The 24,116-nt window shown below is 60.7% G+C and carries 24 protein-coding genes; 23 read left to right on the forward strand and 1 reads right to left on the reverse strand.

Annotated elements, in window-relative coordinates; genetic code table 11:
- Window positions 1-2: 2 nt before the first annotated feature.
- The 20 genes from motC (at window position 3) to folD (ending at window position 18,956) form a co-directional block, all read left to right on the forward strand.
- The gene (gene motC / locus N2600_RS01805) at window positions 3-1,298 is read left to right on the forward strand and encodes a chemotaxis protein MotC (RefSeq protein ID WP_260297795.1); all 1,296 of its coding nucleotides are present in this window, start codon (window positions 3-5) and stop codon (window positions 1,296-1,298) included.
- Window positions 1,295-2,722 (forward strand): flagellar hook-length control protein FliK, encoded by a 1,428-nt coding sequence (fliK, locus tag N2600_RS01810; protein WP_260297796.1) that lies wholly within the window; start codon window positions 1,295-1,297, stop codon window positions 2,720-2,722. Before motC ends, fliK begins: the two co-directional genes overlap by 4 nt.
- Complete coding sequence (locus N2600_RS01815) at window positions 2,670-3,227, forward strand: lytic transglycosylase domain-containing protein (RefSeq protein ID WP_162117815.1); 558 nt, start codon at window positions 2,670-2,672, stop codon at window positions 3,225-3,227. Before fliK ends, N2600_RS01815 begins: the two co-directional genes overlap by 53 nt.
- Before the next feature lie 280 nt (window positions 3,228-3,507).
- The gene (gene rem / locus N2600_RS01820; protein WP_162117814.1) at window positions 3,508-4,179 is read left to right on the forward strand and encodes a transcriptional activator Rem; all 672 of its coding nucleotides are present in this window, start codon (window positions 3,508-3,510) and stop codon (window positions 4,177-4,179) included.
- A 125-nt stretch (window positions 4,180-4,304) separates the two neighbouring features.
- A complete protein-coding gene (locus tag N2600_RS01825) occupies window positions 4,305-5,612 on the forward strand; it encodes a flagellar hook protein FlgE (protein WP_170256276.1) in 1,308 nt (435 codons plus the stop codon).
- A 19-nt stretch (window positions 5,613-5,631) separates the two neighbouring features.
- The gene (gene flgK, locus N2600_RS01830) at window positions 5,632-7,119 is read left to right on the forward strand and encodes a flagellar hook-associated protein FlgK (protein ID WP_162117813.1); all 1,488 of its coding nucleotides are present in this window, start codon (window positions 5,632-5,634) and stop codon (window positions 7,117-7,119) included.
- A gap of 3 nt (window positions 7,120-7,122) precedes the next feature.
- On the forward strand, window positions 7,123-8,169 hold the full coding sequence (locus N2600_RS01835) for a flagellar hook-associated family protein (protein WP_260297797.1): 1,047 nt from the start codon (window positions 7,123-7,125) through the stop codon (window positions 8,167-8,169).
- 34 nt (window positions 8,170-8,203) lie between these two features.
- On the forward strand, window positions 8,204-8,551 hold the full coding sequence (gene flaF, locus N2600_RS01840) for a flagellar biosynthesis regulator FlaF (protein ID WP_027666404.1): 348 nt from the start codon (window positions 8,204-8,206) through the stop codon (window positions 8,549-8,551).
- Entirely contained in the window at window positions 8,548-8,997 is a 450-nt protein-coding gene (gene flbT / locus N2600_RS01845) for a flagellar biosynthesis repressor FlbT (protein WP_003556571.1), read from the forward strand. Before flaF ends, flbT begins: the two co-directional genes overlap by 4 nt.
- Complete coding sequence (gene flgD, locus N2600_RS01850) at window positions 8,988-9,416, forward strand: flagellar hook assembly protein FlgD (protein WP_260110089.1); 429 nt, start codon at window positions 8,988-8,990, stop codon at window positions 9,414-9,416. Before flbT ends, flgD begins: the two co-directional genes overlap by 10 nt.
- Before the next feature lie 99 nt (window positions 9,417-9,515).
- A complete protein-coding gene (fliQ, locus tag N2600_RS01855; protein ID WP_017967052.1) occupies window positions 9,516-9,782 on the forward strand; it encodes a flagellar biosynthesis protein FliQ in 267 nt (88 codons plus the stop codon).
- Window positions 9,783-10,016: 234 nt separating this feature from the next.
- Entirely contained in the window at window positions 10,017-12,104 is a 2,088-nt protein-coding gene (gene flhA, locus N2600_RS01860) for a flagellar biosynthesis protein FlhA (RefSeq protein ID WP_017967053.1), read from the forward strand.
- The gene (locus N2600_RS01865; RefSeq protein WP_260297798.1) at window positions 12,101-12,853 is read left to right on the forward strand and encodes a flagellar biosynthetic protein FliR; all 753 of its coding nucleotides are present in this window, start codon (window positions 12,101-12,103) and stop codon (window positions 12,851-12,853) included. The genes flhA and N2600_RS01865 overlap by 4 nt, the downstream gene beginning before the upstream one ends.
- A gap of 4 nt (window positions 12,854-12,857) precedes the next feature.
- A complete protein-coding gene (locus N2600_RS01870) occupies window positions 12,858-13,271 on the forward strand; it encodes a hypothetical protein (protein ID WP_222386371.1) in 414 nt (137 codons plus the stop codon).
- 32 nt (window positions 13,272-13,303) lie between these two features.
- A complete protein-coding gene (locus tag N2600_RS01875) occupies window positions 13,304-13,867 on the forward strand; it encodes a rod-binding protein (protein ID WP_017967056.1) in 564 nt (187 codons plus the stop codon).
- A 124-nt stretch (window positions 13,868-13,991) separates the two neighbouring features.
- Window positions 13,992-14,357 carry a hypothetical protein gene (locus N2600_RS01880; protein WP_130715633.1) on the forward strand — a complete coding sequence of 122 codons (366 nt, stop codon included), beginning with the start codon at window positions 13,992-13,994 and terminating at the stop codon, window positions 14,355-14,357.
- The gene (locus tag N2600_RS01885; protein WP_027666408.1) at window positions 14,357-14,896 is read left to right on the forward strand and encodes a hypothetical protein; all 540 of its coding nucleotides are present in this window, start codon (window positions 14,357-14,359) and stop codon (window positions 14,894-14,896) included. Before N2600_RS01880 ends, N2600_RS01885 begins: the two co-directional genes overlap by 1 nt.
- 290 nt (window positions 14,897-15,186) lie before the next feature.
- Window positions 15,187-16,026: a WecB/TagA/CpsF family glycosyltransferase gene (locus N2600_RS01890; protein WP_222386370.1), complete on the forward strand. Its 840-nt coding sequence runs from the start codon at window positions 15,187-15,189 to the stop codon at window positions 16,024-16,026.
- A 140-nt stretch (window positions 16,027-16,166) separates the two neighbouring features.
- Complete coding sequence (locus tag N2600_RS01895; RefSeq protein WP_260297799.1) at window positions 16,167-17,936, forward strand: succinoglycan biosynthesis protein exop; 1,770 nt, start codon at window positions 16,167-16,169, stop codon at window positions 17,934-17,936.
- 120 nt (window positions 17,937-18,056) lie between these two features.
- On the forward strand, window positions 18,057-18,956 hold the full coding sequence (gene folD / locus N2600_RS01900) for a bifunctional methylenetetrahydrofolate dehydrogenase/methenyltetrahydrofolate cyclohydrolase FolD (protein WP_017967061.1): 900 nt from the start codon (window positions 18,057-18,059) through the stop codon (window positions 18,954-18,956).
- A gap of 112 nt (window positions 18,957-19,068) precedes the next feature.
- Here folD and N2600_RS01905 read toward each other — a convergent pair whose 3' ends face one another.
- Complete coding sequence (locus N2600_RS01905) at window positions 19,069-20,094, reverse strand: LacI family DNA-binding transcriptional regulator (protein WP_017967062.1); 1,026 nt, start codon at window positions 20,092-20,094, stop codon at window positions 19,069-19,071.
- Window positions 20,095-20,387: 293 nt separating this feature from the next.
- On the opposite strand from N2600_RS01905, the gene N2600_RS01910 reads away from it, so the two are divergent.
- From N2600_RS01910 to N2600_RS01920, 3 genes are all read left to right on the forward strand, one after another.
- On the forward strand, window positions 20,388-21,749 hold the full coding sequence (locus N2600_RS01910) for an ABC transporter substrate-binding protein (RefSeq protein WP_017967063.1): 1,362 nt from the start codon (window positions 20,388-20,390) through the stop codon (window positions 21,747-21,749).
- A 186-nt stretch (window positions 21,750-21,935) separates the two neighbouring features.
- Window positions 21,936-22,949 (forward strand): carbohydrate ABC transporter permease, encoded by a 1,014-nt coding sequence (locus N2600_RS01915; RefSeq protein WP_162117808.1) that lies wholly within the window; start codon window positions 21,936-21,938, stop codon window positions 22,947-22,949.
- A gap of 1 nt (window position 22,950) precedes the next feature.
- Complete coding sequence (locus N2600_RS01920) at window positions 22,951-24,114, forward strand: carbohydrate ABC transporter permease (protein WP_260297800.1); 1,164 nt, start codon at window positions 22,951-22,953, stop codon at window positions 24,112-24,114.
- Window positions 24,115-24,116 lie beyond the last annotated feature (2 nt).

Below are 24,116 nucleotides of genomic sequence, written 5' to 3' on the forward strand. Positions count from 1 at the left end.
GAATGGCGCGTCGGCAGCATCGCTACGTCGGATTTGTGGCCCTTGGCCTGGCGATGTTTTCGCCGGCCGCAGGCAATGCACAGGATCCGGATGATCTCGCGCCGTACAAGATGCTGCGGTCGCTGCAATTCGTGCAGGATTCCGTCGTCAGTGGCGATCATTCGGCCGGCGAGATGCAGCGCTTCATGCTGGGTACGATCGACGAACGGCTGCGCACCGTCGATCCTTCGATCTTCGACGACGACCGCAATGTCGACGCAGCGCTGATCTACGCGATGAGCGGCGGCAATCCCCAGACGCTCGAATATCTGATTGCCCACGACGTCAACGGCTATTTCGACAACCGCGTCACCGATGTGCTGCGCAAATATCTGAGCGGCAAGGGGCTCCTCGTCGCCAAGACGCTGGTGGAGACGGCCAGGGAATATCGCGACAAGAAGATCGGCCCCTATCTTGCGCTGATCGGCGGCAACGTGTTGATCGCGACGAAACCGGCTGACGCGCTGGATCTCTACGACCAGGCGCGTCTTGCAGCACCCGGTACGATCGTCGAGGAGGCGGCGTTGCGCCGCTCCGTGGCCATCTGCGTCGACAAGGGAATGCTTGATAAGGGAATGGCCTATTCGCAGCGTTATGTCAGACGCTTCCTGCATTCGCCCTATGCCAGCCAGTTCGCCGATCTTTTCGTCACGCTCGTCGTCGGTCACGATCACGACGTGAAACCACAGGACGTCATCGACATTCTGTCCTTCATGGACGCTCCGCGCCAGCGCGAGGTCTATTTGCGCATTGCCCGCGCAGCCGCGATATCAGGCAAGCCGGAACTGGCGCGCATGGCGGTCGGACGTGTGCAGTCGCTGGGCGCCGGCACCGACAATGCCTTCGGTCCGCTCGCGGATTTCTATGGCGGTATGGCCGGCCTTCCGACAGAGGATATCGACCGGGCAGCGAAGAATGTCAGCGGCATCGACGGCAACGCGCTTTCGCCGCGGGATCAGGCGCTGCAGGAGGCGGCGCGATCGGTTGCCGAGCAGATCCTGCGCGCTCCCGACCCGGCAAGCCTGACGCAAGCCTCGGATCCTAACACTGACCATCAAGAAATCACTTCTGAAAAGGCTGTGGCTATAGCTACGCAACCGGGAGCGCCAAGCGCGCTTCCCGAGCCTGTTCCAGGAGGTGTGGCATCGACTGGCCAAAGCCGGGATACAGACCCCTCATTCAACGCATTTGTGACGACCAATCGATCCAAGCTCGACGAGATCGACGGTCTTCTGGCGCAGGAAGGCAACGAACAATGATGGATATGAGCGTCTCGGGCGGAGCCCCCGGTGCGGAGTCCGCCGCGATTGCGAAATCTGCGCGACCGGCCGGAAAAGACGATGCCGCCGGCCAAAAGAACGGCTTCTCCGACGCGCTGGCCAAGGCAAGCGGCAGTGCTGCCAATGACGATGCCGACGATGCGCAGCCGGATCAGGGCGTGGTTGCCGATGGCAGCGCCGAGAAAGCGGCGCAGACGATCCGCGGCCGCAACGGCGCAAAGCCGTTGATCGATCTTGGCGACGCCGTTCTGAGGGCGCAGGCTGATGTTCAGCCGGAAACGATTGCCAGTGTTGAAAAGGCCGCGGCAAAACCCGTAAAGGCCGAGATCAAAATGCCGGCCGATCTCGCCTTCGGCAAGCGCGATCCGAAGGACAGTCCCGCAGACGAGGTCGCTCCGGCAGCCAAGGGCGGCAAACACACCAAGGCCGACGCGCTGGAAACCGATACGGACAACGCCAGCGACGATGATGACGGCGGCATTTCCGATGTTCTCGGCCTGCTGAAGCAGGAACCTGCCGATGGTGCAGTGACCTTGCCGACGGTGGCAGCCGCGCATCACGTCTCCGCAAAGGTCGACGAGGCTGGAACGGCCGACAAGAAACTCGACGCCAAGGCGGGCGGCCATGCGTCCGACGCCCTGGCGGCGGTCAGCAGCAACATCGGGAGCGGCACGGCGGATGACATCGAGGTTCCCGGATCGGAGGCCGCCGAAGCTGCCGATGGCAAGACATTCAGGATCAGCCGTGCCGATGGCCGCGGCGTCTCGATGGATGTCCAGATCGGCGCCGATCAGGCCGGACCGAAGGATGGGTCGAAGAAAGCCGATGTCGAAAACGTTTCGGTGCTCGAATCGCGCCGTTATATCGGCCTGATGCAGAATTCGAATTCCGCCGCCGTGACCGCTGCTCTCTCGGGCGATTCCGAATGGGCGCGGGCCATGGAGCCGAGCTCGGCGCTCTCCAACGCAGCGGAATGGACGACCACCGGCAAGGTGGTCAATACGCTGAAGATCCAGATGAACCCACTCGACCTCGGCCTGGTGACGGCGACCATGCGCCTGTCCGGCGATGCTCTGAACGTCGACCTCAAGGTCGAAACCGGGGCGGCTTACCGTCAAATGAAGGAAGATCACGGCAAGATTCTCGAAGCTCTGCGCAGCCAGGGCTATGCGGTCGAAAACGTCACCATCAGCATGGCGCCGGTCGAGCGTCCCGACGCCGGCAACCAGGGCCAGGCCTCCCAGCAGCAATCGCCTCCTCAGCAGGGGCAGGGCGGCGAGGCGCGCGAGCGCCACAACCAGACGGCACAGCGGACGGACGGAGGCTTCAATGGCGCAGGCGAGACGGGTATTGAGGACGCTCGTACTGGCGGCAGCAGCGGCACTGGCGGTGTTTACCTCTGAGGCGGTTGCCTCCACCGGGGCCTGCGAACGCGAAATCCAGTCGGCAGCGGCTAAATACGGCATCCCGGAAGGCATCCTCTATTCGGTCGGTCTGACGGAGACCGGCCGCAAGGGCTCGCTCTATCCCTATGCCATGAACATCGAAGGCAAAGCGATCTTTCCGCCCTCGGAGCAGGACGCGATGCGGCAGTTCGATGTCGCCCGTGGCAGCGGCGCGAAGCTCATCGACATCGGCTGCATGCAGATCAACCATTATTATCACGGCGAGAATTTCAGTTCCGCCGAGGAGATGTTCGACCCGCATCGCAATGTGGAGTATGCTGCAAAATTCCTCCGCAACCTGCATGACCGTCATGAGACATGGACGATGGCGGTAGCAAGATACCATGCCGGGCCCAACAATAATCCGGCACAGAAGCAATATGTCTGCCGCGTCATCGCCAACCTGGTCGCCACGGGCTACGGTAAGTGGACTCCCAATGCGAGTAACTTTTGCCAAAATTGACTCAACCAAAGATGGAAGAGGCATATTGTGACGAAATTGTGCCACAATGTGGCAGGAATCCGGCGTGAATCCCCTGCGCAAGTCATATTTAACCGACCGTTAACTTTTCCACGAAATTTTGGTGTGCATAGTCAGACATACCCACTAGATATAGATCAAATCGCTACGCAGATCTTAATCAATTATTAATTTCTGCCATTAACTTTAACGAGTTGTCGCCGATTCGTGCGATTCGTACCCATAGATCATCGAAGTGCCACACTGATTCGGAGGCGGACGAATGATCGTAGTGGTTGATGAGCGTGAGCTTGTGAAAGACGGATACACATCTCTGTTCGGGCGTGAGGGTATTCCCTCCACTGGCTTTGATCCGGCGGAATTCGGCGAGTGGGTACAGACCGCCGCCGATTCCGACATAGCTGCAGTCGAGGCCTTCCTGATCGGGCAGGGCCAGCGCAACTTCGAACTGCCCCGGGCGATCCGGGATCGGTCGATGGCGCCGGTGATTGCGGTCAGCGACCAGCACTCGCTCGAAAACACCCTTGCGCTGTTCGACTGCGGCGTCGACGACGTGGTGCGCAAACCGGTGCATCCCCGCGAGATCCTCGCAAGGGCGGCTGCGATCCGGCGCAGGCTGAAGGCGATCGCCAATTACACCGAGATCGGCGGGATCCGCGTCTACTCGGATGGTCGTGACCCCGAGATCAACGGCGAAGTCTTCGCACTTCCCCGCCGCGAGCGCCGCATCCTCGAATATTTGATCGCCAATCGCGGTCGCCGGGTCACCAAGACCCAGATCTTCAACGCTATCTACGGCATCTTCGATGAAGAGGTCGAGGAGAACGTCGTCGAAAGCCACATCTCGAAGCTGCGCAAAAAGCTGCGCAAGAAGCTCGGCGTCGATCCGGTCGATTCCAAGCGCTTCCTTGGCTACTGCATCGATTGGGCCTGATTTTCTCGGCCGGGCGGCGGCGCCCGGCTGAACCTCAAAGTCGGCCTCGCAGCTCACATGACAGACAGCTTCACGCAAGGCCCGACAAATACTCTCGTGCATAACAGGTAAAACGAGGTTTTCAGATGAGCATTTTCGGCAGCATGAAGACGGCAGTATCGGGGATGAACGCTCAGGCCAACCGCTTGAGCACGGTCGCCGACAACATCGCCAACGTTAACACCACCGGTTACAAGTCCGTGTCGACGAGCTTCTCGTCGCTGGTTCTGCCTTCCTCGGGCGGCAATTACAATTCCGGCGGCGTTCAGTCCTCGGTCCGCCAGTCTGTCTCCGACCAGGGCGATATTTCCTACACCACCTCGGGTACCGACCTTGCGATCTCGGGCGACGGCTTCTTCATCGTTCAGGGTGCGGACGGCACGCCGGTTCTGACCCGCGCCGGTGACTTCACCAAGGACGACGAAGGCAATCTCGTCAACGCCGCCGGCTTCATGCTGATGGGCTATTCCTACGACGCCGGCTCTCCTGCCGTCGTCGTCAACGGCTTCGATGGCCTCGTTCCTGTCAACGTCAACCAGGAAGGGCTGACCGCCATCGCCTCGACATCCGGGGTCTTCAAGGGCAATCTCGATTCCGGCGCCAACGTCGCCCCGGTTGCTCCTGCGACGCTGCCGAGCGCCAACGCCGCCACCACGACGGCCGACACCAAGAAGTTCTCGATGGTCGCCTACGACACGCTCGGCAACAAGGTGATGTACGACTTCTACTTCACCAAGACCTCGGTCGCGGCGACGCCGCCGCCGGCACCTCCTGCCGTTAATAGCAGCTGGCAGGTTGCGATCTTCCGCAACGCCAATGCGGCAACGGGCGGCACGACCTCCTTTCCCTACAGCGCTGGCGGCGCCGTTGGCACAACCACGCTCGATTTCGACGCCAACGGCAAAATAACCAACTCGACGGGCTCTGTTAACATCGCCGATACTGTGACCGGTCAGACCATCAAAATGGATCTCTCCGGCTTCACGCAGCTCGGCGCCGCTTTTGCCGGCACGGGTACGCCGAACGGCCAGGCGGCAAGCCCGGTCAAGGACGTCACGATCGATGGCGACGGCATCGTCTACGCCAAGTACGAGGATGGCACCAACAAGCCGCTCTACCGTATCCCGCTCGCCAACGTCGCCAGCCCTGACAAGCTGACGCTCCAGAGCGGCAACGTCTACAGCGCCAACGGTCAGTCCGGCGTCACCGTTACCGGCTTCCCGCAGACCAACGGTCTCGGCACCATCAAGTCAGGCGCCCTCGAAGGCTCGAACGTCGACCTTGCCGGCGAATTGACCGAGATGATCGAATCGCAGCGCAGCTATACCGCCAATTCCAAGGTGTTCCAGACGGGGTCCGACATTATGGACGTCCTCGTCAACCTCAAGAGATAAGCAAGGTACCGGGTAAGCCATGTCGCTCACATCCGCACTTAATACCGCGCAGAACATATTCAACAATACCGGCACTCAGAGCAGCGTGGTATCGAACAATATCTCCAATGCGGGCAACAAAGATTATGTGCGCCGGCAGGCGATGCTCACCACGTCCTTGAACGGTGCCCAGGTCGTCAAGATCGACCGGGCGCAGGAAGATGCGCTGCTGCGTCAATACCTGAAGACATCCTCTCAGGACAGCGCCCAGCAGGCGTTGCTCGGCGGTCTCGAGGACCTGAAGTCGATCGTGGGTGGCAACGACTACGAAACGTCGCCATCCACCTATCTCGGTGTTTTTCAGCAGAAGCTTCAGGCCTTCCGCACGACGCCGGGCAGCACCGTCGCCGCCCAGGGCGCCATCACCGCCGCCCAGGACGTCGCCAACTCGCTGAACAATGCCTCGCAATCCGTTCAGGACGTTCGCGCCACCGCCGACAAGCAGATCGCCACCGACGTCGATAAGCTGAATACGCTTCTCAGCGACTTCGAGAAGGCCAACAATGCGGTGAAGACCGCCACGGCCTCGGGTGCGGATGTATCCGGAGCTCTCGACGAACGTGAGAAGGCTCTCAAGCAGATTTCGCAGATCGTCGGCATCAACACGACGACGCGCGACAATAACGACATGGTGCTGAGCACGTCTGACGGGACGATCCTGTTCGAGACGGTTCCGCGCACCGTGACGTTCAAGTCTCAGGATATCTATACCGCCACCACTGTTGGCAATTCGGTTTATGTCGACGGTGTGGCCCTTCCGCGCGGCAGCGGATCGACGACGACAGGGCAGGGAAGCCTTCAGTCTCTCCTCCAGGTCCGCGACGAGATCGCCCCGAACTTCCAGAAGCAGCTCGACGAAATCGCCCGCGGCCTGGTCTCGCTCTTCAAGGAGCAGAACACGGCGGCTGGCCCGGCCTATGTGCCCGGTCTCTTCACCTGGAGCGGCGGCACGGTCGATACCGGCGCCACCGCGGTTGCCGGCATGGCGTCGACCATCAGCGTCAGCAGCACCGTCATCACCTCGCAGAACGGCGATCCGATGCGCCTGCGCGATGGCGGCATCAATGCTACCGGCCTCGTCAACAATCCTACCCACCTCAGCGGCTACACGACGGACCTCGATCGTCTCTATACCGCCTTGGGCTCCGACATCGATTTCGATCCGGCGGCGGGACCGGCGGTCGGCTTCGACGCCACGACGGGCATCGATTCGAACGTCAGCATCATGGAATTCGCCACGAATTCACTTGGCTGGCTCGAGCAGTACCGCAGCAACGCCACGACGGCGGCGGAAAACACCTCGGCGGCGCTGTCACGCTCCGACGAAGCCTATTCGAATGAGACGGGCGTCAACCTCGACGAGGAGCTGACGCTGCTCCTCGATATCGAGCAGTCCTACAAGGCGGCGACCAAGATCCTCAACGCCGTTGACGAAATGTTGAAGTCATTGCTGGATATTGCGAGTTAAGCCATGAAGAGCTCTTTTATTTCAAGTTCGGCCATTCAGAACGCGATGCGCTTGACGATCCGTCAGGGGCAGAACCAGATGACCAAGGCAACGATGGAAGCGACGACGGGAGTCTATGCGGATATCGGTATCTCGCTCGGCGGCAACGCTGCCAGGAGCGTCGACTTCAGCCGCGAGGTCGACAGGATAGACTCGATCAAAGCAAGCAATTCGCTCGTCACTGCGCGCATGGAATCCTCGCAGCTCGGCCTTTCCAAGATGAAGGATGTCGGCGATGGCCTGGTTTCGAAGCTGACGGCGCTCCAGGGCAGCCACGATCCCGGCAGCATCACCGTCGCCATCCAGTCGGCGACCAGCGCCTTGTCCACGATGATGGACACAGCCAATACCATGGTAAACGGCGAATATCTGTTCTCCGGCATCAATACCGATGTGCAGCCGCTGACCGACAAGACCACCGCGACGAGTGCCGCGATCGTTACGGCCCTGAACGCTTATGCGGCAGGACTCCCGAAGGCGGTCAAAGATCTGACTGGCGCCGAAATGAGCACCTTCATCACCACGACGGTGGAGCCGATGTTTAGCCAGACCAACTGGACCAACGCGACCACCGGCTGGTCGCAGGCATCGAACCAGAACATGACGAGCCGCATCAGCAACTCCGAAGTGATCGAATCCTCGACCAATGCCAATTCCGAGGGCATGCGTTACTTCGCGCTCGCCTCGGTGATGACCTCGGCGTTGTTGGGCCAGGATCTCAGCAGCGATGCGATGAGCACGGTGTCCAAGCAGGCGATCAGCTATACGACGAAGGCAACCAGCGGCCTCGTGACGCAGGCAAGCCAGCTCGGCCTTTCGCAGGAGCGCGTCAAGAAGTCCAATGACGCCCTCGACGCCCAGTCGAATATCATCAAGAACAAGCTCGTCGATCTCCAGGGCGTCGATCCTTACGAAGCCTCGACCCTCGTCAAGACTTTGGAAACGCAGCTTGAAACCGCTTACACGATCGTCTCGAAGATCCAGCAGTTGAGTCTAGTAAACTACCTTTGATGAGCAAAGGCGCGCAATAAAGAAGGATGCATGAATGTATCAGTTCTCATATGCCGAAGTCATGCAGGACTCGGTGGCCGACGCGAAAGAGCGGGAATGGCAGGTTCTCGACCGGTCCATAGACCTGCTGTCGTTGGCGCGCGAAAAGGAAAAATACGGCCGGGAAGCCATTGAAGCCCTGTTTTATACCCGCCGGGTGTGGATCAGTTTCATCGAGGATCTCAAACATCCCGACAACCAGCTGGAGATCGGGCTCAGGGCCAACCTCATCTCGATCGCAATCTGGATATTGAAGGAATGCGACAGGATCAGAAAACGTCAGTCCAATAACTACCAGGGCATCATCGACGTTACCACCATCATCAGGGATGGACTTAAATGAAAAGTACACTTCGCATTTCTCTGAAAGCCGGAGAAAGAATCTTCATCAACGGCGCTGTCCTGCGCGTCGACCGCAAGGTCGCGCTGGAATTCCTGAATGATGTGACGTTCCTTCTGGAAAATCACGTCCTCCAGCCGGAGGGCGCCACAACGCCGCTGCGTCAGCTCTATTTCATTGCGCAGATGATCCTCATCAACCCTGAGGGCAAGGATCACTCGACGGCGTTGTTCCGCAAGTCGATCACCATGCTGCTCTCCTGCTTCAAGAACGAGGAGATCCTCGCCGAACTGAAGCGCATCGATGCACTCGTCTCGACGGGCCGCGCCTTCGATGCGTTGAAGGCGATCCGCGGCCTCTACGCGATCGAAGACAATATCCTCAACAACCACGAAATGCCGCCGACGATGGTCGAGCAGATTCGCAGGGAGATTGCACCATGGCGGTAGATGCAACGTCAAGCGTGGCCAAAACGAGTTCGACGAGTACGACGAACACGGCCCAGCAGAAGGCGACGCTGAACTACGACAATTTCCTTCAGCTGCTGATCGCGCAGATGAAGAACCAGGATCCGACCGATCCGGTCGACGCCAGCGAGCAGATGTCGCAGCTGGCGAGCTTCTCGCAGGTCGAGCAGACGATCCAGACCAACACCAAGCTGGATACGCTGCTCGCCAGCTCGAGCCTCACCCAGGCCAGCGGCTACGTCGGCAAATACATGGAAAGCGCCGACGGCACCGTCAAAGGCACCATCGAATCCGTCAAGGTTTATTCCGATGGAATCATTGCGACAACCTCGGCTGGCGGTAATATACTCGTGCAGGCGGGAATCACTGTTGCCGACAAGGCGCCGACCAGCGATACCTGATACTAACGGCGCCGGTGCGCCGTATGGCGCGCTTGATACCAATCAATGGCGGTCCGGCCACGGCGGGGCCACTTCAAGGCGATATGAGGTTGCCTTCAAATGAATGAAGCTGATGCATTGGATCTGTTCCAGGCGGCGATCTGGACCGTCCTGATTGCCGCGGGTCCCGCCGTCATCGTCGCGATGGCAGTTGGTCTCATCATTGCGTTGATCCAGGCGCTGACCCAGGTGCAGGAAGCGACGCTGACCTTCGTGCCGAAGATCGTCGCGGTGCTGATCACGGTCGGCGTCACCGCACCTTTCGCCGGCTCGCAGATCTCCATTTTCACCAATCTGGTCTTTTCGCGCATCCAGTCCGGCTTCTAGAAAAGGATGATTTTAGGCCGGGTCGGCCCAAAATCTGAATCCTGTTCTACATTATATAGTTAGAGCATGATGTCGCCCGAAAACCGCTCACACTTTTCGGCATCATGCTCTGGAGCAGTTCCAGCAAAAGTGCGCAACGGTCGGGCCACCTTCGCGCAAGCTTCGCCATTTAACTCTCGATCCGAATTGGGCGGGCCGCATGTCCGCCTCCTCTCATGAAGAGACGGAATCGTCATGGCGCAACCACCTGCACTGCCCCTTCCAAAAGTCGCCCCGAGCCTGCGCGATGTCGGTTTTGCCCTGGGCATCATCGGCATCATCTGCATTCTCTTTCTGCCGATCCCGCCTTTCCTGATCGATATGGGACTGGCCTTCTCGATCGCCTTTTCGGTGCTGATCCTGATGGTCTCGCTGTGGATCCAGAAACCACTCGACTTCTCGTCGTTCCCGACCATTCTGCTGATCGCGACGATGACCCGGCTGGCGCTGAACATCGCGACGACACGCGTCATCCTGTCCCACGGCAATGAGGGCCATGAAGCAGCGGGCGGCGTCATCGCCGGTTTCGCAAGCCTGGTGATGTCCGGCGACTTCGTCATCGGTCTGATCGTCTTCCTGATCCTCATCACCATCAACTTCATCGTCATCACCAAGGGCGCCACGCGTATCGCCGAAGTCGGTGCGCGTTTCACCCTCGATGCCATCCCCGGCAAGCAGATGTCGATCGACGCCGATCTCTCGGCCGGTATCATCGACGAAAAGGAAGCCCAGCGCCGGCGCAAGGAACTCGAGGAGGAAAGCTCCTTCTTCGGTGCGATGGACGGTGCGTCGAAGTTCGTGCGCGGCGATGCCGTCGCTGGCCTCATCATCACCTGCATCAACGTCTTCGGCGGCATCATCATCGGCTACTTCCGCCACGGCATGCCGATCGGCGAAGCGGCCGACGTCTTCGTCAAGCTCTCCGTCGGCGACGGCCTCGTCTCGCAGATGCCGGCCCTCATCGTTTCGCTCGCCGCCGGCCTTCTCGTCTCTCGCGGCGGCACCGTTGGCTCGACCGACCAGGCGGTCGTCAACCAGTTGAGCGGGTATCCCCGCGCGCTTTCCGTCTCGGCCGTGCTGATGTTCGTGCTGGCCCTGATGCCGGGCCTGCCGTTTGTCCCCTTCGTAATCCTCGGCGGTCTTCTCGCTTTCGGCGCCTGGTTCATCCCGCGTCAGGTCGAAGCTGAAAACAAGCTTCGCCGCGAGCAGGAAGAAAAGAAGGTCGTCCAGAGCAAGGAGCTGGAAAAGGATTCGGTCAAGTCGGTGCTGCGCACCTCGGAGATTGAGCTCGCACTCGGCAAGATGGTCTCGACGCGCCTGCTTGGCGCCCACCAGGAGCTCGCCTTCCGCGTCGGGAAGATGCGCAAGAAGTTCGCCACACAATACGGTTTCGTCGTGCCCGAAATCAAGGTGACCGACGATATCGCCATTGCCGAGAAATCCTATCAGATCCGCATCCACGGCACGACGGTCGCCTCCAACCTGCTGCGCGTCGGCGAAGTTCTCGTCGTGACCGGCGCCGGCCGCCGGCCGAGCATTCCCGGCGACGAAATCCGTGAACCCGCTTTCGGTATGCCTGCCGTCTCGATCCTCGAAAACTTCGCCGACGATCTGAAACGCGAGGGCTTCCAGCCGATCGACAACGTCTCCGTCGTGCTGACCCATATGAGCGAGGTCATCCGCAACAACTTGCCGCAGCTTCTGTCCTACAAGGACGTGAAGGTGCTGATCGATCGGCTCGATCCCGAATACAAGAAGCTTGCCGACGAGATCTGCTCGTCGCACATGTCCTATTCGGGCCTGCAGGCGGTGCTCAAGCTGCTGCTTGCCGAACGCGTCTCGATCCGCAACCTGCACCTCATTCTCGAAGCGGTGGCCGAGCTTGCCCCGCATGTCAGGAAAACGGAGCAGATTGTCGAGCACGTCCGCATCCGCATGGCGCAGCAGCTCTGCGGCGACCTCGCCGACAACGGCGTGCTGCGTGTGCTGCGGCTGGGCAGCAAGTGGGATCTGGCTTTCCACCAGGCGCTGAAGCGCGACGCCAAGGGCGAGGTGATCGAATTCGACATCGATCCGCGCAGCCTGGAAGAGTTCAGCGAGCAGGCCACCAAAGTTATCCGTGAGTTCATGGATCGGGGCCTACCATTCGCCCTTGTCACATCGCCGGAAACACGCTCCTATGTGCGCATGATCATCGAACGGCTGTTCGCCACGCTCCCGGTCCTGTCGCATGTCGAACTGGCCAAGGGCATCGAGATAAAGATTTTGGGCTCTATTTCATGATAGCAGACCCGCAAGGGACCGTTCTCGCGCTGTTTCTGGTTTTCTGCCGGATCGGTGGCTGTGTGCTGGCTCTTCCGGGTTTTTCCTCGGCGCGCGTGCCCGACCAGCTGCGCGTCTTCATCGCCGGCGCGCTCTCGATCGCCGTCATGCCGTTGCTCTGGGACACCGTCTATCCGGCCGTTCACACCGGTGCCGGAACCTATATCGGCCTGATCTTCAGCGAATCGCTGATCGGCGTGATGTACGGCATGCTGGCGAGGATCTACACGATCGGCATGCAGTTCGCCGCGACGATCATCGCGATGATGGTCGGCTACACCCAGCCGGGTTCCGCCGACATCCTCGAAGACACGCCGGAGACCAGTCTTTCCGGCTTCATTACCTTTGCCGGCATCATGATTCTCTTCATCATGGATTTCCATCACATCGTCTTCCGCGCGCTGATCGATTCCTACACGACCATGCCCTTCGGCGGCCTGATACAGATGCGCGCGACGCTCATCTCCTTTACCGACACGCTGGAGCAGACCACCTACATCATGCTGCGGCTGTCGAGCCCGTTTTTGATCTACGGCATGATCTTCAACGTCTCGATCGGTTTCATCAACAAGCTGGCGCCGCAGATCCCGGTCTACTTCATTTCCACGCCCTATCTGCTGATGGGCGGGCTCTTCCTGATCTATTTCTCGATCGCGGCGTTGGTCAACCAGTTCGGCCAGTCCTTCGGCTCGATCTATATCGGGCGATGAGGCGATGATCGAAAAGAAGCGCTCCCAAAAGCTCAAGCGGCTGCTCTCAGTGCAGCGGCATATCGAAAGAATGGCCGAGAACGACCTGGCCGAAACCAGCCGTCAGCGTGTCGAGGTCAATGTGGCGATGGACGATGTCATCCTGGCGCTCGGCTCGATGGACCCCGTCCACCACGCCTTCTCGCAGAATTACGCCGATCGATTCGGCAGGCTCACCATCAAGGACCAGCAGCTGACCGGCATGCAGCAGGTCCACGAGATGCGGCTGACACGCGAGCGGGCCAAGGGCGACCGCCTCGAAGACGGCATGAAGGAAGCTCTCGAGGCCGAGCGCCGCGAGGCAGATGACAACGCCATCTACGATGTCATCGATCAGCAATTCGCAACGCCAGCCTCCAGCAAGCTTCAAAAACCATAGTCGTTACGATCTTAAATTCAGAGGATTGTAACGTGGCTATTTCGCCCCCCAGTGATTTGGTCCTGGACGTTGTCAAAGCTGCCGACCCCATGGAGGTTCAGGCAGCCCAGGAAAAGTTGAAGGCAAATCGTGCGGCCTTTGCCGCAACAAGCCTCGCCGAGAATGGCAAGGGCTTCTCCAATACGGTCGACGTTCTCGATCATATCGGCCAGAAGAGCGGCCTCGCAAACATCCAGAACCGCACCAAGGCGGAGGACGTTCCGGAAAGCTACCGGAAGTTCGAGGCCATGGTCCTGCAGAATTTCGTCAAGTCCATGCTGCCGAGCGAAAGTGAAGACGTATACGGCAAGGGCGCGACCGGCGATATCTGGAAGGGCATGATGGCCGAACAGCTCGGCAACACCATGGCCAAGGGAGACGGCATCGGTATCGCCAAGCAGATGTACAGCGAGCAATTGCGCCGGCAGGAAGGCAAAGTCGTCAATGCCTCCACCAACGATGATGACCGCAACACTGCGCTCAGCATGATCGACGACTTCCAGCGCAAGACCTTTGGCACGCCGACCGCCGAAGCCAAGACCGACAGAACAAGATGATTTGAGGCCCGTTGGCCTAAAATCCGAATCCTGTTCTCAATTAAATAGTTAGAGCATGACGTGGTCCGAAAACCGCGCATACTTTTCGGCATCATGCTCCAAACGACGCATAACCGGGGTTACAATGGAAATAGTTTCGAACGAATACAGGATCAAATCCGTTCTCGGACGCCTCGAAATGATCATCGACAATGAGAACACCCGGATCGGCAATGATCCGCAGTTCGATCTCAAGGTCTCCAACGCGCATAAGAGCCGCTGCCTCTACGAGCTGTCGATGCTTTTCCGCGACACCGATCCGTCCGAGCTTGCCGCTGCCCATCTCGATCAGTTGCACGGACTGAAGAAGAAACTGGTTCTGAATGCCCGTCGCGTCGAGGCGCATCTCGAAGCGGTTCGCGCCGTCGCCGACCTCCTGAAGAACGCGGTTCAGGACGCCGATGCCGACGGCACCTATTCCCAGGAACAATTCGCCGCGCGTGGAAACTGATGATCAAGCTCGTCCTCACCGGTGTCTGGGTTTGCGCCATCACCTTGGCATCGGTCTATTTCTCGGTGTACCTGGCGACGGCGCCGGCGCCCGCAGCAACGGATTCCAAGCAGAGCGCTCTTGAACTGGTGAAGGGCGAAACGATCACGGTGCCGATCATCGGCAACGGTGCGATCACCGGTTACTTCCTCGGCCGCGTTTCGTTCATGATGAACAAGGACATGCTGAAAGGCGTGACGCTGCCGCTGAGCGAGATGACGACGGACGAGCTTTTCAGCCTGCTCGTCGGCAACAAGATGGTCGATATCGCCCACATCAAGTCCTTCGATCCGAAGGCCTTCCGCGAGGAAATCAAGAAGGGCATGAACGAGCGCCTCGGCGGCGAATACGTCGCCGACGTGATGCTGGAACAGCTCGACTATCTCTCCAAGGAAGAGGTCAAGGAAAGCTCCGCCGGTCAGCCGAAGAAGGTGGGCGCGCCCGTCAAGATCGTCGAGACCGCACCGGCCGCCGAAGCACCGGCGCCGGCGGCCCACTAAACATCGTCTGCTCATCGACGACAAACCGCGCCCAAGGGCGCCGTTTGTCGTTGGGCCACGTGGTTAATAATCCACTTATACGAGCATGGAAATTCAAGGAATTTTCCTAAGGGTTGTTTGAAGCCGTCCTGTTATATCAGGAGTCACAGCTTGGCATGCGCCGCTTATCCGAGATCGGAGCGACGCCGTCCGGCGGGACGCGACCGGTCCTTTCGAGACCTCCGGTGCGGAAATATGGGCTTGTTTTCCGGGATGTCGGGCGCATGCAGCACCCTCGGCAGGAGGTAGGAATGAATCTGATTGCAAACTTCGCGGTGCTCGCATCGCGGCGGACGATCTTCGATCTGCCGGTCTGCGATCTCGGCTGGGACGACGCCCTCGTTTTCATCAACGAGCTGGCCTCCATTCCCGTCGGCCAGACCGTGGTTTGCTTCGTCAACGCCCACAACATGCTGACGGCACTGCGCGACAACGAATACTACCGGATCATGTCGCACAATCTGGTGCTGCCGGACGGCATCGGCCTCAATATCGCATCGCAGATCGCCCATGGTTCGCCGTTTCCCGCCAATCTGAACGGCACCGATTTCGTGCCGGCCTTCCTGACCTTCATGGAGGCGCCGCGTCGCATCGGCCTCATCGGCGGCGAGCGTTCGGTCGTCGAGGCGGCGGCGGAAAACTTCCGCAGGCACACGCCCTGGCACGAATTCGTCGTCGTTTCCGACGGTTACTTCGACAAGGTCGATCCTACGGATGTCATCGAGGAGCTCGAGCGCCAGAAGGTCGATATCCTGATCGTCGGCATGGGGACGCCGCTGCAGGAGAAATGGGTTCACGATCATATTCGCGCCGATCATGCGCGCCTGGTGTTGACGGTGGGCGCTCTCTTCGACTTCGTCTCCGGCGCCGTCCCGCGTGCGCCGAGGACGGTGCGGATGATGCGCCTGGAATGGGCCTATCGCCTGCTGCAGGAGCCGACGCGCCTCTGGCGCCGTTACGTTGTCGGCATCCCGGTCTTCCTTTTCCATGTCCTGCGCTACCGCTTCCGCCGACGCGAAAGGATCCTTAGCCATCCGGAAGAGCACGGCAGCGCGCTGCAGCCGCGGTCGGACCATAAGAGGGCAAGCTGACCTCATAGCGTCGCGCGACTCAACAATTCTTGCCCGCTGCGGTTAACCATTTCTTTGCCATGAATATTTAGAGTGGCTTAATCATCTGCGTCCGTGCGGATGAGCGAACCCGGCCATCATGTGCATGAGATGTGGCGCAAATGTACGATATCAGGGCTAGAAACAACTTCCAGGATCGCGCAGCCACAGGACCGCGCCCCCATGACGATTCCTATGCGGCGCCCCGATCGAGCCGGCCTGATATCGCGCCGCCCGAGGCCGAATTGTTGCGCGCCATCGGCCGCGTGCTGGAGGAGCAGCGCGCCAGGACGGTGCGCACCGCACCTCTGGTCGACCGCATCGAAACCATCCTCGGCAACCGCCTCCGGGCCGCCAACGACGTCGGCCATCCGCTTCTTCAGGAGCCGGCGGGCGATGAAGAGCTGAGTGTTGTGGCCGACGAGCCTGTGATCTCACCCGAACCGCTGGCCGCGGTTCGTGAAGAACCCGTCGAGCCCCGACCGGCCGCGCCGCGCCGCCGCGTCGGCGGCATTGGTCTTGCGATGATGGTGGCCGCCGCGACGATCGTCGGCGCGGGCCTGCCGGCGCTGATGCCGGCTTCGCCGGCCCTCTACCGTGCCGAGGCGACACTTGCGGTGAAGAGCGATGCTGCAAGCCGCGCTGCCTTCACCCAGGCTGCGGCAAAAGGGCTGCTGTCGGCGCGCATGGTTGCATCGACGGTCGCCGCCCTGAAACTCGATCGTGATCCCGAATTTGCCGGCACCAGCGCCAATGCGCTCGGCGTCGCGCTCGATCTCCTCTCGGCGACCGGTGCTGCCGCCGATCCGGCCTCGCGCGCCGAGGCGACGCTGAAGCATGCGGTCGAGATACTGCCCGATGCCGCTGCCGGCACGATCCTCGTGAGGGTGACGACCGGCGACAGCGGCAAATCCATGCGCATCGCCGCAGGGCTTGCCAAAGCGGTTTCTACGGCAGACGGACCCCGCGACGTCGAAACCGATGCCGCCTTGCGCAAAACCTATGACGAGGCGAAGGCGGAGCTTGCCGCCTTCACTGCAAAGAGTGGCGAGGGCAACGTCAAGGTGGCGATCGATCTTCGCCGCCAGATCGACCAGCTCGATGCCGATCTGAAAGCGGCCGACCAGAATATCCTTGCCGCCAAGGCGCAGACCGACCGGCTCAAGGCGGCAAAACTTGCCGAAGTGCTCGACGGTTCGCTTCCCTCCGATATGCTTTCGCCGGCGCTGCAGGACTGGCGCGACAAATATGCCGTCGCCAGGACAGCGCTTGCGCAGCTTTCGGCCGAGCTTGGCCCGCGCCATCCGCGCCTCTTGCAGCAGCAGGCTGAAACCGACGGCCTGAGGGACAATATGGGCAAGGAGCTGACCCGTCTTGCCCAGACTGCCAACCTCGCTGCCAAGGCCGCCGTCGATGCGCGCAAGGGCCTGAACGACCGCCGCAATACGCTGATCGCCCAGAGCCGGGACACCGGCGTCGATTTGTCACGCCTGACCGAGCTTAGCGAAAAGGCCAATGCCGCGCGCTCGCGCCTCGAAGAGGCGACGTCCGCGGCGGTGGAAACCGCCACCGACGGTCGTATCGTTCTCCTGAAGCCGGCATTGGCAACCGCAGTCTTGGGCACCGATGGCCCGACCGGCCGTTGGCTGGCTGGTGCCGCGGCGGGCCTTGCGATAGGCATTGCCGCGGCTTTCCTGCTGCGGCTGCGTCGGCCCGTCGCCGATCCCGCAATGAAGAAAACGCAGGCGCCCCGGCCACAGGTTCCACTGCCGTCGATGCCCGCGCAGGACCCCGCGCCAGTCGACGAAATGGAGGTGCTGCGCTCCGAGATCTCCGGCCTGCGCGACCGGCTTCGTGTTCATGCGTTCGAAGCGCGACAGCCGCTGCGTTGAAGGAACATTTCCTTGCATTTTTGATATTGCATTGCTGCTTTCCGACAGGATAGGGCGTTAGCGAGCATTTGAAGCTCGTCAACTATCCATAGATTGACGCGAAACAGGGCGGAGAGACGCGTGACGACAGTAATCGACGGCAAGAACGTAGCTGCATCGGTCATTCAGACGGTCAAGAGTGCGACGGCAGCGTTGGAAAAAAGTACCGGCGTCACCACCGGCCTTGCTGTCGTCATCGTCGGCGACGATCCGGCAAGCCACGCCTATGTCGGCTCCAAGGGCCGCATGGCCAAGGAGTGCGGCTTCAAGTCCGTTCAGCACACGCTGCCGGCCGAAACGAAGCAGGAGGAGTTGGCAGCCCTTGTCGCCACACTCAACGCCGATCCGTCGATCCACGGCATTCTGGTGCAGTTGCCCCTGCCGAAGCCGCTCGACAGCGAGGCGATCATCCAGTCGATCCTGCCGGAAAAGGATGTCGACGGCCTGAGCGTCGTCAATGCCGGCAAGCTCGCCACCGGCGACCTGAAGACCGGACTGGTCTCCTGCACCCCGGCCGGCGCCATGGTGTTCGTCCGCCGCACCCACGGCGAGGATCTCTCCGGCCTCAACGCCGTCGTCATCGGCCGCTCCAACCTGTTCGGCAAGCCGATGGCGCAATTGCTGCTCAACGCCAATGCGACGGTGACGATCGCGCATTCCAGGACTAGGAATCTCGCCGAGGTCTGCCGCAACGCCGATATCCTGGTGGCCGCCGTCGGCCGGCCGGAGATGGTCAGGGCCGATTGGGTCAAGCCCGGTGCGACGGTCATCGACGTCGGCATCAATCGGGTGGCAGCCCCCGAAAGAGGCGAGGGCAAGACCCGGCTCGTCGGCGATGTTGCCTTCGAGGAGGTCTCGGCGGTCGCCAGCACCATCACCCCGGTTCCCGGCGGCGTCGGACCGATGACCATCGCCATGCTGATGGCCAACACGGTTATCGCCGCCCACCGCACTGCAGGGCAGACACCGCCACAGTTTTGATGAGAGCATGATGCCGAAAAGTGTGAGCGGCTTTCGGACGACATCATGCTCTAACTATATGATGTAGAGCAGGATTCAGATTTAGGCCGATCCGGCCTAAAATCATCCTGTTCTAGGCCTGGGGAACAGGACCGGTCGAGGCCCTGACGATCAGCTCGGTCTTCCAGAGCTCCTGGTCGGGGAAGGGGCCGGCCTGCTTCACGGTGCCGATCAGCCGCTGCGCGATGCGCACACCCGCCGCCCGCAATGAAGAGCGCGTCGTCGTCAGCGGCACGGAAAAGCTTTCCGGTTTCAGCAGCGGCAGCACGTCGTCATGGGCGATCAGCGAGATATCCTCACCGAGCCGCAATCCGGCCTGGTTGACCGCGCGGATCGCGCCGAGCGCCAGCACCGTACTGGAACAGAGGATCGCCGTTGGCCGCTCCGGCAATTGCAGAAAATGTTCCATCGCCAGCAGGCCTTGCTCGTCCGTCATCAGCGCGTGGCTCATGCAACCCTCCGCGAGCGCGAGCCCGCGTTCGGCAAGGGCTGATATGACGCCGTTCTTCCTGCGGATGGCGAAATCGAGATGCATCGGTCCGTTCATTAGCGCAAAGCGGGTATGGCCGAGCTGCAGCAAGAGCCGCGTCGCATCGTAGAAGGCGCCTTCATTGTCGATGTCGAGATAGGGATAGTCCGGCTCCGAACCGAAGGAGCGGCCGTGCACGACATAGGGCATCGACAGTGATTTCAACATGGCGAGCCGCGGGTCGTGGCCGCGCATATAGGCGACGAACAGGGCATCGACATTGCCGCTGATCGCAAGGCGGCGAAGGGCCGCTACCTCGTCATCCGGATCGGCCGGCATGATGACGAAGTGGAAATCGTGGCGGACGGCCTCTTCGCCGAGCCCGGCCAGGAATTCACCGAAATGCACGTCGGACTGGTGGCCGGGCGCCGTCGGCATGACGAGGCCGATCGAGCCTGCCTTGCCGGTCGCAAGCCGCTGCGCTGCCTTGTTCGGCCGGTAGCCCGTCTCCTTGACAGCCTGGAGCACACGCTCCCGGGTCGCCTCGTTGACCTCGGGATAGCCGTTCAGCGCTCGGCTCACCGTCGTCTGCGACAGTCCCAGCAATTCCGATAGCTGTTTGAGATTCACCTGCTATGCTTCCTCCCGGCCCGCCTGTCAGCCGTCCTGAAAAGACCTGCCGCCTCCCAGTGGCATCCAAAGCGCTTTCAATTATGTATCATCTGGCGCGCTTGACTCAAGAAAAATCGCTCCATATTTCCCGATAGGCATTGCTGCGCCGCGCTATCCAGCATGTATACGGCGGGTTTTCGCGAATTGACTTGACTCCATTCCACCGACAGTGGAATGAGTTGGGTGTCAAAGCGCTTTGAAATTTCTTTTTGGAGGGAATTCGGCGCGGATTGTGATGGGAGGTTGATCACATGAAAAAGTCATTTTTGATGGGCGTTGCCGTGGCAGCGCTTTTTGCCGGTGCTGCGTCCGCGGCCGATTTGAAATTTGCCCCGGGACAGGATTCCAAGTTCAACTGGAAGAGCTATGACGAGTTCAAGGCTGCTCATGCCGATCTGAAGGGCCAGCCGCTGACGATCTTCGGGCCGTGGCGCGGCGAGGACGAGGCGTTCTTCCTGAGCGTTCTTGCCTATTTCACCGAAGCCACCGGCATCGATGCCAAATACTCCTCTTCCGAAAACTACGAACAGCAGATCGTCATCGATACGCAGGCAGGCTCGCCGCCGAACATTGCCGTTCTGCCGCAGCCGGGCCTGTTGGCCGATCTCGCCAGCAAGGGCTTCCTGACGCCGCTCGGCGATGACAACTCCAAGTGGATCAAGGACAATTACGGCGCCGGCGACAGCTGGGTCGGTTACGGCACCTATAAGGGCAAGGACGGCAAGGAAGCCTTCTACGCCTTCCCTTACAAGGCCGACGTAAAGTCGCTGGTCTGGTATGTTCCGGAGAACTTCGAGGAAGCCGGCTACAAGATCCCGACGACCATGGAAGAACTGCATGCCCTGACCGATCAGATCGTCAAGGATGGCGGCGTTCCCTGGTGCATCGGTCTCGGTTCCGGCGGCGCCACCGGCTGGCCGGCGACCGACTGGGTCGAGGACATCATGCTGCGCATGCAGCCGCCGGAAGCCTACGACAAGTGGACGACCAACGAGTTGAAGTTCACCGATCCGGCCGTCGTCGCCGCGATCGACGAGTTCGGCAAATTCGCCAAGAACGCGAAATACGTCGATGGCGGCGTCGCGGCCGTGGCCTCGACCGATTTCCGCGACAGCCCGAAGGGCCTCTTCGCGGTTCCGCCGAAGTGCTACATGCACCATCAGGCCTCATTCATCCCGTCCTTCTTCCCCGAGGGCACGAAGCTCGGCCAGGATGCCGACTTCTTCTACATGCCGACCTTTGCTTCGCATCCCGAACTCGGCAAGCCGGTTCTCGGCGCCGGCACGCTCGTCTCGATCGCCAAGGACTCGAAGACGGCCCGCGCCTTCATCGACTTCCTGAAAACCCCGATCGCCCATGAGGTCTGGATGGCGCAGTCGAGCTTCCTGACGCCGTATAAGGGCGTCAGCACCGAGGCCTATGCCAACCCGCAGATGAAGAAGGAAGGCGAGATCCTGACCTCCGCCACCACCTTCCGCTTCGACGGTTCCGACCTGATGCCGGGCAAGATCGGCGCCGGCGCCTTCTGGACCGGCATGGTCGATTTCGTCGGCGGCAAGTCGGCCGAAGAGTCTGCAGGCGAGATCCAGAGCGCCTGGGACGGCATCAAGTAATCTTTTAAAATTATGCCGCCGGCTTGCCGGCGGCATGGCTTGCATGACTGGCCGGGCTCGCAAAGAGCCCGGCCATCGCAGGATATATTGTGATCAGGCAATCAAAGAGATTGACGATGACCGGCGCTGACCCGTCAGAATAACAACCGGTCGGAATAAGATCAGGGGAAGCAGGGGAGGGACGAAATGCTGTCGCAGATAGTGTCCGCTTTGGGCGTCGTGGTCGTCGCCGTTGTCGCGTGCTCGGCCTATTTCTATTTTTCGAACAAGATCCTGGACCTCGCTCTGCCGGTGAAGGACGGCGACATCCGCGCCGCATCGCGCAATCTCAACCGCCGGGCGCTCGTCCGGCCGTGGCTGTTCATTGGTCCGGCGCTCTTCCTGCTGATCGTCTATCTCGTCTATCCCGTCGTTGCGACCTTCATCCTCTCCTTCTACGACCGTGCCGGTCTGCAGTTCGTCGGCCTTGCCAATTACAAATGGGCGCTCGGCGACCGCGAATTCCGCCAGTCGATCTTCAACAACATCCTCTGGCTTGCCGTGGTGCCGGCCGCCTGCACCTTTTTCGGCCTCGTCATCGCCGTAATGACCGATCGCATCTGGTGGGGCAATATCGCCAAGAGCATCGTCTTCATGCCGATGGCGATCTCCTTCGTCGGCGCCTCGGTCATCTGGAAATTCATCTACGAATATCGCGGCGGCAACGACGTCCAGATCGGCCTGCTGAACGCCATCGTCCAGACGTTCGGCGGCACACCTGAGGTTTGGATCTCGGTTCCCTTCTGGAACAACTTCTTCCTGATGATCATCCTGATCTGGATCCAGACCGGTTTCGCCATGGTCATCCTGTCGGCTGCCCTTCGCGGCATTCCCGAGGAGACGATAGAGGCCGCCGTCATCGACGGCGCCAATGGCTGGCAGATCTTCTGGCGCATCATGGTGCCGCAGATCTGGGGCTCCATCGCGGTCGTCTGGACGACGATCACCATCCTCGTCCTCAAGGTCTTCGATATCGTGCTGACCATGACCAACGGCCAGTGGCAGACGATGGTGCTGGCGAATTTGATGTTCAACTGGCTGTTTCGCGGCGGCGGCGATTCCGGCCGAAGCGCCGTCATTGCCATCATCATCATGCTCGCCGTCACGCCGATCATGGTCTGGAATGTGCGGCGCGCCAATCGCGAACTGAAGGGCCACTGAGATGACCGCTGTTGGAAGCTATTTCAAGATCGGCCCCGCCCGTCTCTTCGTTCACGCCGCCGTTCTGCTGATCGTCATCGTCTGGCTGATCCCGACGCTCGGAATCTTCGTCAGCGCGCTGCGCGACAAGGACCAGATCGTCGTCTCCGGCTGGTGGACGGCCTTCGTCGGCTCGACCCAGACGCTCGCTGTCCGCCTCGGCACAGCCGATCAGCAGCAGCAGGAAGGTGCAGCCTACGTCATTTCAGGCAATGTGCTCGAAGGCCAGACCGGCCGCTCGGTGAGGGCCTTCGGCAACCGGGTGCAGCAGCCCGCCGCCTTCAAGGCCGGCATGACGGCCGATCTCGGCGATGGCGAAAGCCTGCAGATCAACAGCGACGGCAGTTATCGCTATATGAAGAACGTCGCCTTCTCGCCCGACGAACGCCCGCGGCGCATCTATGCGTCCGTCTCCGCACCGCCGGAATTCACGCTGCAGAACTATAAAACGGTTCTGACCGGCGAGGGCATCGGTCAGTCCTTCATCAACTCCCTGACTGTGACGATTCCAGCGACGATCATTCCGATCCTGATCGCCGCGTTCGCAGCCTATGCGCTCAGCTGGATGGAGTTTCCCGGCCGCGGGCTGCTGATTGCCCTCGTCGTCGGCCTCATCGTCGTGCCGCTGCAGATGTCGCTGATCCCGCTGCTTCGCCTCTACAACGAGATCGGCAACCTGCTCGGCCAGCCGTCCAAGACCTATCCCGGCATCTGGATGGCCCATACCGCCTTCGGCATGCCGCTCGCCATCTACCTCCTGCGGGCCTATATCGCCGGCCTGCCGAAGGAGATCATCGAATCCGCCCGCGTCGACGGCGCCAGCGACTTCGAGATCTTCGTCCGCATCGTATTGCCTCTGTCCTTTCCGGCACTCGCCTCCTTCGCCATCTTCCAGTTCCTGTGGGTGTGGAACGACCTGCTCGTCGCCATGGTCTTTCTCGGCACCGACAAGGACCACCTCGTGCTGACCGGCAGCCTCAACGCGTTGCTTGGCTCACGCGGCGGCAATTGGGAGATTTTGACGGCGTCGGCCTTCGTCACCATCATCGTGCCGCTGCTCGTCTTCTTTGGGCTGCAGCGTTATCTGGTGCGTGGCCTGCTGGCGGGCTCGGTTAAAGGGGGCTGACC

Origin of the sequence: Rhizobium sp. WSM1274, assembly GCF_025200775.1 — a bacterium.
Taxonomy (GTDB): Bacteria; Pseudomonadota; Alphaproteobacteria; order Rhizobiales; family Rhizobiaceae; genus Rhizobium; species Rhizobium leguminosarum_I.

Coding starts and splice junctions, on each gene's coding strand:
- N2600_RS01870 (WP_222386371.1), top strand. CDS start 12,858: ATGATCGAAAAGAAGCGCTCCCAAAAGCTCAAGCGGCTGCTCTCAGTG.
- flgK (WP_162117813.1), top strand. CDS start 5,632: ATGTCGCTCACATCCGCACTTAATACCGCGCAGAACATATTCAACAAT.
- N2600_RS01910 (WP_017967063.1), top strand. CDS start 20,388: ATGAAAAAGTCATTTTTGATGGGCGTTGCCGTGGCAGCGCTTTTTGCC.
- N2600_RS01885 (WP_027666408.1), top strand. CDS start 14,357: ATGATCAAGCTCGTCCTCACCGGTGTCTGGGTTTGCGCCATCACCTTG.
- flgD (WP_260110089.1), top strand. CDS start 8,988: ATGGCGGTAGATGCAACGTCAAGCGTGGCCAAAACGAGTTCGACGAGT.
- rem (WP_162117814.1), top strand. CDS start 3,508: ATGATCGTAGTGGTTGATGAGCGTGAGCTTGTGAAAGACGGATACACA.
- motC (WP_260297795.1), top strand. CDS start 3: ATGGCGCGTCGGCAGCATCGCTACGTCGGATTTGTGGCCCTTGGCCTG.
- flhA (WP_017967053.1), top strand. CDS start 10,017: ATGGCGCAACCACCTGCACTGCCCCTTCCAAAAGTCGCCCCGAGCCTG.
- N2600_RS01835 (WP_260297797.1), top strand. CDS start 7,123: ATGAAGAGCTCTTTTATTTCAAGTTCGGCCATTCAGAACGCGATGCGC.
- flaF (WP_027666404.1), top strand. CDS start 8,204: ATGTATCAGTTCTCATATGCCGAAGTCATGCAGGACTCGGTGGCCGAC.
- N2600_RS01920 (WP_260297800.1), top strand. CDS start 22,951: ATGACCGCTGTTGGAAGCTATTTCAAGATCGGCCCCGCCCGTCTCTTC.
- N2600_RS01915 (WP_162117808.1), top strand. CDS start 21,936: ATGCTGTCGCAGATAGTGTCCGCTTTGGGCGTCGTGGTCGTCGCCGTT.
- N2600_RS01865 (WP_260297798.1), top strand. CDS start 12,101: ATGATAGCAGACCCGCAAGGGACCGTTCTCGCGCTGTTTCTGGTTTTC.
- N2600_RS01825 (WP_170256276.1), top strand. CDS start 4,305: ATGAGCATTTTCGGCAGCATGAAGACGGCAGTATCGGGGATGAACGCT.
- flbT (WP_003556571.1), top strand. CDS start 8,548: ATGAAAAGTACACTTCGCATTTCTCTGAAAGCCGGAGAAAGAATCTTC.
- N2600_RS01880 (WP_130715633.1), top strand. CDS start 13,992: ATGGAAATAGTTTCGAACGAATACAGGATCAAATCCGTTCTCGGACGC.
- N2600_RS01890 (WP_222386370.1), top strand. CDS start 15,187: ATGAATCTGATTGCAAACTTCGCGGTGCTCGCATCGCGGCGGACGATC.
- fliK (WP_260297796.1), top strand. CDS start 1,295: ATGATGGATATGAGCGTCTCGGGCGGAGCCCCCGGTGCGGAGTCCGCC.
- fliQ (WP_017967052.1), top strand. CDS start 9,516: ATGAATGAAGCTGATGCATTGGATCTGTTCCAGGCGGCGATCTGGACC.
- N2600_RS01895 (WP_260297799.1), top strand. CDS start 16,167: ATGTACGATATCAGGGCTAGAAACAACTTCCAGGATCGCGCAGCCACA.